9 protein-coding genes are annotated in these 10,992 nt (G+C 55.9%); 8 read left to right on the plus strand and 1 reads right to left on the minus strand.

Translation table 11 applies throughout. From position 1 onward, the window contains the following. Positions 1–8: 8 nt before the first annotated feature. The 4 genes from ABD735_RS03850 to ABD735_RS03865 all read left to right on the plus strand — a co-directional run bounded on the left by ABD735_RS03850 (position 9) and on the right by ABD735_RS03865 (position 5,403). The gene (locus ABD735_RS03850) at positions 9–3,812 is read left to right on the plus strand and encodes a pilus assembly protein (RefSeq protein ID WP_344803451.1); all 3,804 of its coding nucleotides are present in this window, start codon (positions 9–11) and stop codon (positions 3,810–3,812) included. After that, positions 3,809–4,153, plus strand: coding sequence for a hypothetical protein (locus tag ABD735_RS03855; protein WP_344803453.1), 345 nt, complete (start codon positions 3,809–3,811; stop codon positions 4,151–4,153). The genes ABD735_RS03850 and ABD735_RS03855 overlap by 4 nt, the downstream gene beginning before the upstream one ends. A 13-nt stretch (positions 4,154–4,166) precedes the next feature. Beyond that, positions 4,167–4,601 (plus strand): type IV pilin protein, encoded by a 435-nt coding sequence (locus tag ABD735_RS03860; RefSeq protein ID WP_344803455.1) that lies wholly within the window; start codon positions 4,167–4,169, stop codon positions 4,599–4,601. A 61-nt stretch (positions 4,602–4,662) separates the two neighbouring features. Next, positions 4,663–5,403: a hypothetical protein gene (locus ABD735_RS03865; RefSeq protein ID WP_344803457.1), complete on the plus strand. Its 741-nt coding sequence runs from the start codon at positions 4,663–4,665 to the stop codon at positions 5,401–5,403. Here the strand turns inward: ABD735_RS03865 and ABD735_RS03870 are convergent. Then, positions 5,373–6,353: a GlxA family transcriptional regulator gene (locus tag ABD735_RS03870; protein WP_344803459.1), complete on the minus strand. Its 981-nt coding sequence runs from the start codon at positions 6,351–6,353 to the stop codon at positions 5,373–5,375. The two genes, ABD735_RS03865 and ABD735_RS03870, sit on opposite strands and share 31 nt — an antisense overlap. Before the next feature lie 159 nt (positions 6,354–6,512). Between ABD735_RS03870 and ABD735_RS03875 the strand changes: the two genes are divergently transcribed. From ABD735_RS03875 to ABD735_RS03890, 4 genes are all read left to right on the plus strand, one after another. Beyond that, positions 6,513–8,315, plus strand: a complete 1,803-nt coding sequence (locus ABD735_RS03875) for an acyl-CoA dehydrogenase (RefSeq protein ID WP_344803461.1) — start codon at positions 6,513–6,515, stop codon at positions 8,313–8,315. A gap of 1 nt (position 8,316) precedes the next feature. Further along, the gene (locus tag ABD735_RS03880; RefSeq protein WP_344803463.1) at positions 8,317–9,120 is read left to right on the plus strand and encodes a crotonase/enoyl-CoA hydratase family protein; all 804 of its coding nucleotides are present in this window, start codon (positions 8,317–8,319) and stop codon (positions 9,118–9,120) included. 75 nt (positions 9,121–9,195) lie between these two features. Next, positions 9,196–10,197: an NADP-dependent oxidoreductase gene (locus ABD735_RS03885; protein ID WP_344803465.1), complete on the plus strand. Its 1,002-nt coding sequence runs from the start codon at positions 9,196–9,198 to the stop codon at positions 10,195–10,197. A gap of 11 nt (positions 10,198–10,208) precedes the next feature. Further along, complete coding sequence (locus tag ABD735_RS03890; RefSeq protein ID WP_344803467.1) at positions 10,209–10,982, plus strand: SDR family NAD(P)-dependent oxidoreductase; 774 nt, start codon at positions 10,209–10,211, stop codon at positions 10,980–10,982. Positions 10,983–10,992 lie beyond the last annotated feature (10 nt).

Genomic DNA, 10,992 nt, shown 5'->3' on the forward strand with positions numbered 1-10,992 from the left:
GGTGATGTATGTTGAATGAAACCTTGAAGATTGTTATCAGTTCGGCTCGGAAAAGTGGTGCTTATGGGCTTGCGTCGCTGCTACTGCTGGGGCCGGCGACTCAGACCTACGCTGCGCCATTGAATCTGGCCACAGTGCCGCTGTTCGTCAAAAACAGCGTGGAGCCAAACATATTCGTCACTCTGGACGATTCAGGCTCCATGGCTTTTGCCTATACGCCAGATGACCGCGTTAATGGTTATGAAACTTCCAACGAAAGGCTCTGCAGACCCGATGGTTGCAGCAAGAAAAACTGGCTCTTTATTCAGCGCAAGTTTGCATCCCCGGACTGGAACCTGCAGTTCTATAACCCTGATATTAATTATGTGGCGCCTAAGAAGGCCGACGGCAGCAGTTACGCAACCTCCTTCACCAATGCCTACGTCAATGGTTTCAGGCCCGACGTAAACAGTGACGGTACTGCTGACACGACAAACCTCTCCAACAATTACTTCCCGACCTTCGTCTATACGCCGTCTACAAGCAAGGGCAGAGACTATTCCTACAGCCTTTCAACTGAAATCATCCTTCATCCCCGGGATGACTTTGGCGCAGGCGGAGACGAGCGGCCCGATACTGCAGGATTGGGCCAGCATGCTTATTACTATCGTTACGACCCATCTAAATGCACGACCGATGTGATCTCGGATAACGATTGTTATAGGTATGTTAAGGTCGGCAGCGAATCTGGTAAGACTGCAGCAGAATCCAGGCAGAACTTTGCCAATTGGTTCTCCTTCTATCGTACTCGCGTCTTTGCAGCAGCGAGTGCGGCTTCACTTGCCTTCGAAGCAGTCGGCGACACCGCACGGCTGGCTTTTCAGGCGCTCAACAAGTGCAATGGTTTTAACAACGACTGCGAAGGCTGGACTGGTACAGACGTCGATAGCCGCCTGCGTCCCTTCAATGGGGCTCACCGAGATGGTTTCTATAACTGGTTAAGTATCGCGCCCGCCTCGGGTGGTACACCGCTGCGGTCAGCGGTGGTAAGAGCCGGCGCCGAGCTGACAAGAACTGGAAAGAACAGTGCGTACGCCTTCCAGCCAGGTACAACCGAAACGCCTTTGATTGAATGTCGGCCGTCGTACCACATGCTTTTTACGGATGGTTTGTGGAACGGCAGTCTTGCGACCGACTACGGCAATGTGGATAACACTGCTCAAACGATGCCTCCGGTCTCACCGGCGTCAGAGTTTGGAGCTCAAAACTATACGCCTATCGGCCCGTTCAAGGACTCCGCGTCGAATACTGTCGCCGACATTGTCTTTTCGCAATGGTACAACGACGCCCAGCCCGATATGGCAGACAAAGTGCCTGTCTATCTGACAGCAAAGAGCGGTACTCAGGCAGAAATTTTCTGGAATCCTAAAAATGATTCAGCGCATTGGCAGCATATGACGACTTTTACTGTCGGCCTGGGCTTCAGTGCCGTACTGAACGATCCTGACTTCAATGGCGATACCTTCGGTGGCGACTACTCAGCATTGGTCAGCGGAGCCAAAACCTGGCCGAGCGCTTCCAACAATAGCGGCAATAACCCCTACGACCTCTGGCACGCCGCCATCAATGGTCGTGGCAAGTTCTTCAGCGCCGATGATCCAAATACGCTTGTTGAAGCGTTTCGGGCCGTGCTTCAGGGTATACAGGACCGAACAGCTACAGCGGCAGCACCGGCGTCTGATTCAGCCGTCGTAGAGGGTGCAGACTTCGCATACGCCGCGAACTTTAACTCCGAAAACTGGAGTGGTGATCTGCGAGCCTTTGCTTTGACTGCGGACGAAAATGGAACACTTAAAGTCGCTGAAACGCCTAGCTGGTCGGCTGGTGCCCAATTGGCGAGCCGAACGCCACATTCACGTGAAATTAAGATAGCCAATACTGCAGGCGTTCTCGTCGACTTTGAATATGCAAACCTCACAGCTGCCCAGCAGGCTCAGTTAAGTCTGAACTCGCTCGGCGAAGCCGACGCGTTCGGTGCCGATCGCGTGACGTGGTTGCGTGGTAGTGACGCAATGGAAGATATTCGCTTCCGATCAAGGGGGCAGGGCGCGAGCCGCAAGGTTCTTGGTGATATCGTTTATTCGGCGCCACTCTATGTCGGTGCGCCGTCTTCGCTTAACCTGGACAAGACTGAGGGCTTTTCGCGTACAGATCCCAATAGCTATGAGGTCTTCAAGACTTTGCAGGCTGAACGTCGGCCGATGGTATACGTCGGTGCCAACGACGGCATGCTGCATGCCTTCGATGCCAATACGGGGGTAGAGATCTTTGCCTTCGTTCCTTCTGAGATCGTGCCGAAGCTCAATAAACTAACGGCTATAGGATACAAGCACGAACCCTTCGTCGACGGCGAACTCAACTCGTTTGACGTCTACGATCCGGCCAGCAGTACAAAGTGGCGAACCATACTCATTGGGAGCCTCCGCGCTGGTGGTCGCTCGGTGTACGCCCTGGATGTTACCGATCCTGATGAAGTCAAGCTCATGTGGGAGATTAGTGGCACGAAGGCTTTGAACTCCACCGTTCGGCCAAACCTCGGTCATGTTTATGGCAAGGCTCAAATTGGACGCCTGCACAATGGCAAATGGGGTGTGGTCATCGGAAATGGCTATAAAAGCGACGGGGATCGCTCGCAACTGCTGGTGTTGAATGCGCTGACTGGAGAAACGATCAAGGCGTTCGATACAGGCGTTGGCACGCCCACCGATCCAAATGGAATGGCGGAGCCATTGTTGGCAGACGTCAACGGTGATCTCATCGTCGATTCGGTCTACGCGGGTGATCTGCACGGCAAGCTGTGGCGCTTCGATTTGATCAACACTGCGGTATCCACGAAAGAGGCCATCATGGGGACGTCAACTGTGCATCCACGTACGAATGGTACTGCGCTCGCTAACTGGAAATTGGCAGAAAACAAGCCATTATTCACCGCTATGGCCCCCAATGGTGATAGACAGTCGATCACCACTCGTCCCCAGCTTGCGCTGCACCCCTTCGGAGACAGCTATCTTGTCACCTTCGGTACGGGTAAGTACATTGAAGAGGACGATGGTGAGCTTGATCTGGTTCAGGTGAACAGCTTCTACTCAGTGTGGGACAGGTCGGTGCTCGACAAAACCAAGGTAAACGGCACGTTCGACAGAGATGACCTGCAGCAGCAGAAGCTTCTGGTGTTCGAGGAGCAGGAGTACGTAGCAGATGTTGAGGGGGAGCCGATAATCCTTAAAAACACTATCAAACGGCTGACTACAGAAACCGTCGAGTGGCTGACCTACGACGACACCCCGCCCTACGATGCGCCTGTAGTGAACGAGCGTGGCTGGTTCCTGGACTTTGTGGAGTATGCCGACGACGGTACCGGAAAAGCGACGGCGGCTGACCCGATCAACCGTGGTGAGATGATGATGACCAACCCGATCGTTCGCGGCACCGGGGGCGAACCCGTCGTCTTCTTCATGTCCTCGACGCCCTTGCTCTCGCTTTGTGAAAGCGGCCTCGAGAATTATATTTTCGGTCTCAGTGCAGCGGGCGGTCCGCCGAAAGTCCGGCAGTTCGACCTGAATAATGACGGCATGATCAACAACGGCGACTACAACGCCGACGACGCAGCCTACGGTTCAGGTAACAACCTGGCTGCCGTCAAGATTGCCAATACTGGTGGTTTCAATATCCTGGGGCAGAACATCGTTCGAACCACTGCCAACGGTGTCGAAATCACAAAGACCGAATTCGGTGCCAATGACGGCAGACAGACATGGAGACAACTGCGATGAAAACGTACATTTCTATTGTGACCAGACTTGGCAGTGCCTCTCTAGCCCTCGCCCTGACCTTATTGATGTCGTCGGTGGCAGTTGCAGAGGAAATATCGGAAGCGGGCGGTATCGTCAACGCAATCGACGTCGCGAAGAACACCATTACGATTCTCGATGAGACGCTCCAGGTCGATCCCACTGTCGCTGTCGTGGTCCGAGGTAAGCCAGTTCCGCTCATGATGGTGCTGGAGGTAGGAGACACCGTGCTTTTCAAGGCGGCAGTCTCCAGAGGAGAGCGCCTGATTGTTTCGGCTTCGGTCGTCAAGGATGAAACAACCATGAATGCTTACACACGCTAGCAGGAGCACTCACATGCGCCAGTCAAAAGGCTTCACCCTGATAGAACTGATGATCGTAGTCGCCATCGTCGGCATCCTTGCCGCGGTGGCGTACCCGGCCTATCGCGACAGCGTGATGAAATCACATCGCGCCGATGCGAAAGCTGAGTTGCTGCGGATGGCTACGGCGCAGGAGAAGTTTTTCTCGCGCAGTGGTAGCTATGCGCGGACGGTGAAGGAGCTTGGTTATTCGGCGCCCGCAGCGTCGAGTACGCTTAATTTCAACGAACACTACGATATTTCCGTCAGCAACTCTCCGGCTGCTTCAGCCGGCAATGCGGTCACCTACACACTCACAGCCAACGCCAAGGCAGGCCAACTCGACGACAAGTGCGACGGGCTCTCGATCAACAGTATTGGTGCCAAAGGGGTCACTGAAGGCGACAATAAGACTTGCTGGGATCGCTGAAGCCGGTATCATCGTTGGCCTCTGACAGGTCACTGTCTCTTCAAGGAAACATGAAGCAGCGATGCTCTACTGGCTTTTTCTTCTGATTACACTGCCTGCGGTAGCAGGCTGTGGTTACCTTCTTATCCTCTTGCACGAGCAACGCGAGCGTGCCTTGCGTGAGGTAGATGCAGAGGTGGCCCATCGGTCTGAGCGACGACACAAGCTCAGACCCACCGATTACTACATCAAGATCGCCTTGACGGATCCGCTGGCGGTCGCCCGCCGCGAGTCAATGCTGGGCCGCTTCGGCTCCAAGGTCGCACCGGTGCTCATCACCAAGGAAGTCTACAAGCAGCTTGAGCAGGCCATCAGCGAGCAGCTGGATGAGCGTCAGATCGAAGCCGAGTTTTCATTGCATATCGCACGTTCACCCTTGCCGGAGGCGGAGGTTCGGCCTACCAGGTCGGCAGATAGTGCCAGGTCTCCCTCGGCGAAATCTTCCGCCCCGAAACCTGTCTCACCTGCGGCCGTTAAATCTGCTACACCAAAAGTCGCCAACCCCAGGCCGCTCGTCGGCAGAGACAGTTCAACCAACGTCAACATCGAGGAAGAGTCCCTCCTTCTGCTCGACGAACCCGAGGTCGAGCACTACACGCCGCCGAAGAAAAAGCGTCGCTTTAATCCTTTCCGATCACTGAAGAAACAGAAGATTTTCGGCGGTAAGCGGTCGAAGCCAGCTGTGGAAGACATCGACCCCTACGATGATCTCAAGGCGGATGACAAGCGCGATTACACTGTGCGGGAAAACTTGGACCGATAGTGTCCTGGCGACATGCCGACTTCGCGCTTGAACAGGCGGTTGAACGATGCGCTCTCGCTATAGCCAACACTCAGCGCGATCTGATCAACGTTTTCCCTGCTGCGCTCGAGCAGGCGTCTGGCACTGTCGATTCTCACTTTCTGCAAATAGCTTCTCGGCGGCAGCCCCGTCGCCTGTTTGAAGCGTCGCTTGAATGTTCGTTCCGACAGATTGACCAGTGCCGCCAGCGATGTGACGAGTATCGGCTCGGCATAGTGCGACTGAATGTAGGCCTGTGCGACTGAGACCGGCTCATCCCTGTGGTTGAATCGCGCTTGAAGGCTGCTGTACGCCGACTGATTGTTGCGGCCATAATCGAATACGAACACCCGCGCCGTCGTCCGCGCTATTTCGTAGCCGTGATAGCGCTCGATGAGGAAGAAGACCAGATCGAGCCAGGCACTGCCGCCGCCAGCACAGAAGACCTGCCCATCCGTAGTAATGAGCTTCTCCGTCTGTAGCCTGACCTGCGGATATCGGGCGCGGAATTCAGCGGTAAAACCCCAGTGTGTCGTGGCCTTGCGACCGTCCAGCAAGCCTGACTCTGCCAGAAGAAATGCGCCGGTATCATTGCTGGCCAGGTCACTGCCACCGGCGGCCAGCCGCCTGAGGTGAGCCGCGACCTCACCGGAACTGGCGAGCACTCGATCGAGCCGGCCGCCAATGGTCGGCACGAGGACGAGATCGCAGGCCTCGATATGCTCCAAGGCCATATGCGGCTTGATGACGATGCCGCTGGTACAGTGAATGTCCTCACCGCCCACGGACGCAATCTGCACCTCGAACAGGTGTTTGGAGATCTCCCCATGGAGACGCTCCCAGGTGACACCAGCCAGCCTGAAAACGTCTGCGGCGCCAGTGAGTGCTGACGCGAGACAGCCGTCGAAGCCAGCCACGACTACTTTGATCATTCATTAACCCACCCTGGACAGTATGGCGCTGTAAGCAGTCGAACAGCACTCAATGTGGCCCTTTTGGACAGTAATATGTCATATACGCCACTGCCTTTGTCAACCCGCATTTGTAATGCTAGTGAACTGTCTATCAGCTAAAGAGTGGCCAGCTACCTTATGACCGACCAGCTTCTGAACGAACGCGACCTCGATTTCCTGTTATTTGACGTGCTCAAAGCCGATGACCTGTGTGAGCGCAGCGAATTCTCCGACCATAACCGTGAGAGTCTGACGGCTGCACTGCAAACAGCAGCCGGTATAGCCCAGGAATATCTGCTGCCCCATAACAGACTGCTGGACGAGGATGAGCCGCAGTTCGACGGCAAGACGGTCAGTATTCGTCCGGAGGTCAAGCAGGCCATGACGGCCATAGCCGACGCGGGTTTTCTGGCTGGTCGAGAATCGCAGGAGGAGGGCGGTATAGCGCTGCCCGAAACCGTCATGCTGGCCTGCATGGCCTACTTCATGGCGGCAAACCCGAGCACGAGTGGCTATCCCTTCCTGACCATGGCTGCGGCTCGATTGCTGAAGAATTTTGGCAGTGACTCGCTGAAGGAGCATTTCCTGCCGCACATGCAGAGCGGCCGTTTCTCCGGCACCATGGCGCTGACGGAACCGCAAGCTGGCTCTTCGCTGGCCGATATCACTACCAAGGCCATACCAGCAGACGACGGCAGCTATCGCATCAAGGGCCACAAGATCTACATCAGTGGTGGCGATCATGAGCTGACCGACAACATTGTCCATATGGTGCTGGCCAAAATCGAAGGTGCCCCCGCGGGCGTGAAAGGCATCTCCCTCTTCGTGGTGCCGAAATTCCTCCTGAAGGAAGATGGCTCACTCGGCGAGCGCAATGACGTCGCCCTGGCTGGTCTCTTTCACAAACTTGGTTATCGCGGCACGACGTCCACGGCGCTGAACTTTGGCGAGAAGGGCAGTTGTGTGGGTTATCTGATCGGGGAACCGCATCAGGGCCTGAAATACATGTTCCAGATGATGAACGAAGCTCGGCTCGGTGTGGGTCTTGGCGCCGCATCCATCGGTTATCGTGGTTATCTGTTGAGCCTCGATTATGCGAAAGGCCGCCCGCAGGGTCGTTCGGCAACGTCACGCGATCCGCTCGCTCCCCCGGTCAATATCATCGAGCATGCCGATGTGCGCCGCATGCTGCTGGCACAGAAAGCTTATTGTGAGGGCGCACTCGCTCTGACGCTTTATGGTGGCCGCCTGGTCGACGACGTCAGTAGTGCGCCGCAGGCCGAGGCCGACGAGGCGCAGATCCTGCTGGATCTGCTGACGCCGGTCATGAAGGCCTGGCCGTCCGAATACGGCGTCAAGGCTAATGACCTGGCGATACAGGTATATGGTGGCGCGGGCTATACACGGGAGTATCCGGTTGAACAATGCTGGCGGGATAACCGCCTCAACCCGATTCACGAAGGTACAAACGGGATCCAGGCGCTCGATCTGCTTGGTCGCAAGGTCTGGCAGGAGAATGGACAGGGTCTGACTCTTCTGCACAAGCGTATACAGAACACCTTGTCTTCGGCGCCGCCGGAGCTCGAGGTGGAAGTCAAGAAGCTGGATGCCTTGATCAAGCAGGTGGCAGCAGTGACGGCCACTGTCGGCGCCGCCATGCAGAAGTCTGGCCCGGACGTGGCGCTGTCTAACGCGGCATCGTATTTACATCTGGTGGGGCACACGGCTGTAGCGTGGCTCTGGCTGATGCAGGCTGCTGAAGCGCAGCACCTGCTCAAGGCTACTGACGCTTCAAATGATGAAGCTGTCGCGTTTTACAGCGGTAAATTACAGGCCTGCCGCTTTTTTTATCGTCATGAACTGCCGCTGGTACAACGCGATGTTGATCTCCTGATGTCTGGCGACACGACCACCCTGGATATGCAATCAAACTGGTTCTGATATGACTGACTCAGCAAGTTCAAAAACGCAGGATGTCACCATAGAACAGCGGGGGCACGTGCTCCTGATCGGCTGGAATCGGCCGCAGAAGTACAATGCGCTCACGGTGGATATGTATTATCAACTCGCTGCCGCCTATGGGCGGTTACAGCGGGATGATGACCTGCGGGTCGCAGTCGTCTTTGCGCATGGAAAGAACTTTACCGCTGGCCTCGAGCTCGATGGCTGGGCAGAGACCTTTTCCAAAGGAAAGATGCCGGATCTGCGCGAGGGGGATATCGATCCTTATGGGCTGGCCGGTGAGCCGCTGACCAAGCCTGTCGTCATTGCCGTACAGGGGCTTTGCTTTACCGCTGGCGTCGAGCTGCTACTCAACTCCGATGTTCGAGTCGCCGCCACCGACACCCGCTTCGCACAACTTGAAGTGAAACGCGGCTTCCATGCCTGTGGCGGTGCGACCCTTCGACTGCCTACGGAGATTGGCTGGGCCAACGCGCAGCGCTATCTCCTGACTGGTGATGAGTGGTCTGCGCAGCAGGCCTTCGACTGGGGACTGGTGCAGGCCCTGGTTGAGCCTGGTCAGCAACTCGACGAGGCGCTGAAAATTGCTGAGCGCATTGCGAGCGCCGCCCCTCTGGGCGTTAAGGGTAGTCTGCGTTCGTCAAAACTTATGCGCCGCACACTCGAAGCCGATGCGCTTGAGCACATGTACGCCGACCTCGTGCCAATCATCCGTAGTGAAGACATGCAGGAAGGCATCGCCTCCTTCATGGAGCGTCGCGACGCCAATTTCAAAGGGCGCTGATTACATTCAACGCGCCACCCTTCAGCTAGTTGCTAGCCGAACAATCAGAAAGTCACAGTGACTTAAGGAATGACCATGAAAAACAGACAGTTTCTACTTGCAAGCAGACCTACCGGTGAGCCGGATGCCTCTAACTGGGAATATGTCGAGAAGGACACGCCCGAGATCCAGGATGGCCAGATGCTGGTGAAGGTCGAGTTTATTTCGCTCGATCCTGCCATGCGGGGTTGGATGAATGACGCCAAGTCCTACATCGAGCCGGTTCAGATCGGCGAAGTCATGCGCGCTGGTACCGTTGGTGAGGTCATTGAGTCAAAGCACCCCAAGTTCCAGAAAGGCGATCACGTCTATGGTCACCTGGGTGTTCAGGCTTATGCTGTTTCCGATGGCAGTGGTTTGCACAAGGTTGACCCTGCGCTTGCGCCACTCGAGCGCTTCCTGGGCGTACTGGGTATGCCAGGCATGACCGCCTACTTTGGTCTGCTCAACACTGGCAAGCCGCAGGCTGGCGAAACCGTTGTGGTGTCCGGTGCTGCTGGCGCGGTCGGTGGTGTGGTCGGGCAGATTGCCAAGATCAAGGGTTGCCGCGTGGTCGGTATTGCCGGTGGCAAGGAGAAATGCGATTTCCTCATTAATGAGCTCGGTTTCGATGACGCTATCGATTACAAGAACGAATCTGTGAAGGATGGCCTGAAGCGCACTTGTCCGAAAGGCGTCGATGTGTATTTCGATAACGTTGGTGGCGATATTCTTGATGATGTACTGACGCGTATCCGCAAGCATGCTCGCATCGTGATCTGTGGTGCCATTTCTCAGTACAACAATACCACTCCGGTCAAAGGTCCTTCGAACTATCTGTCGCTGCTGGTCAACCGTGCTCGTATGGAAGGTATCGTCGTGTTCGACAACGCTGCGCATTATGGTGAAGCCGCCAAAGAAATGGCCGGCTGGATTCACGAAGGCAAGCTCAAGGCCAAAGAGCATGTCGTCGAAGGTCTGAAGTCCTTTCCCGAAACGCTGATGATGCTGTTCAAGGGCGAGAATTTCGGCAAGCTCGTTCTCAAGGTCGATCACTAAGGAAAGCTGTCATGAGTGCAACTCTGAAAGGCAAGACCGTGCTGATCACCGGCGCGGCTTCAGGTATTGGCCGCGAGACGGCCTTACATTTGCTGGATCTTGGCGCCACCATCGTGCTGAACGATGTCAATCGGGAGGCGGGTGAGGCCTTCGTGAAGGAGATCGGCGGTAACGTGACCTTCATTCAGGCGGATGTGTCTGACTCGGCCCAGGTGACCAGCATGTTTGCCGAGATCGAGAAACGTGGCCTCAAGCTTGACGTCGCCATCAATAATGCCGGTGTCGAGCACAAGAACATGCCGCTGCACGAGTGTAGTGAAGAGCTCTGGGACAAGACCATTGATATCAATCTCAAAGGCGTTTTCCTCTGCATGCAGCACGAGCTTCGGCACATGCTGAAGACGAAAGGTGCTGATGGGTCGCCCGCTGGCGGGCATATTATCAACATCTCTTCGGTCGCTGGCCTGCAATCTGCGCCCATGCTTGGTCCTTACTCGGCCAGCAAGTTCGGCGTCATCGGTCTGACCCGTACGGCGGCCGTGGAGTATGCCAGGGCGAATATTCGCGTCAATGCAGTGTGTCCAAGCTTCCTGCGCACGCCCATGGTTGAACGGGCGCTGTCGATGATGGATGAGCGTCAGGTGAAAGCAGTCACCAATGCCAACCCAATGCGCCGTCTCGGCGAACCGGTCGAAGCGGCGAATCTGCTGGCCTGGCTGTGCAGTGACGAAAGCAGTTTCGTTACCGGGCAGGCGTGGGCGATCGATGGTGGCTTGCTGGCCTGATCGGCCAGCG

The sequence above is a fragment of the Allohahella marinimesophila genome (assembly GCF_039538005.1).
GTDB lineage: Bacteria > Pseudomonadota > Gammaproteobacteria > Pseudomonadales > Oleiphilaceae > Allohahella > Allohahella marinimesophila.

What these genes read in the sequence shown, in the direction of transcription:
- ABD735_RS03860 (WP_344803455.1), top strand. Translation starts at nt 4,167, where the DNA reads ATGCGCCAGTCAAAAGGCTTCACCCTGATAGAACTGATGATCGTAGTC.
- ABD735_RS03865 (WP_344803457.1), top strand. Translation starts at nt 4,663, where the DNA reads ATGCTCTACTGGCTTTTTCTTCTGATTACACTGCCTGCGGTAGCAGGC.
- ABD735_RS03850 (WP_344803451.1), top strand. Translation starts at nt 9, where the DNA reads ATGTTGAATGAAACCTTGAAGATTGTTATCAGTTCGGCTCGGAAAAGT.
- ABD735_RS03870 (WP_344803459.1), bottom strand. Translation starts at nt 6,353, where the DNA reads ATGATCAAAGTAGTCGTGGCTGGCTTCGACGGCTGTCTCGCGTCAGCA.
- ABD735_RS03875 (WP_344803461.1), top strand. Translation starts at nt 6,513, where the DNA reads ATGACCGACCAGCTTCTGAACGAACGCGACCTCGATTTCCTGTTATTT.
- ABD735_RS03855 (WP_344803453.1), top strand. Translation starts at nt 3,809, where the DNA reads ATGAAAACGTACATTTCTATTGTGACCAGACTTGGCAGTGCCTCTCTA.
- ABD735_RS03890 (WP_344803467.1), top strand. Translation starts at nt 10,209, where the DNA reads ATGAGTGCAACTCTGAAAGGCAAGACCGTGCTGATCACCGGCGCGGCT.
- ABD735_RS03880 (WP_344803463.1), top strand. Translation starts at nt 8,317, where the DNA reads ATGACTGACTCAGCAAGTTCAAAAACGCAGGATGTCACCATAGAACAG.
- ABD735_RS03885 (WP_344803465.1), top strand. Translation starts at nt 9,196, where the DNA reads ATGAAAAACAGACAGTTTCTACTTGCAAGCAGACCTACCGGTGAGCCG.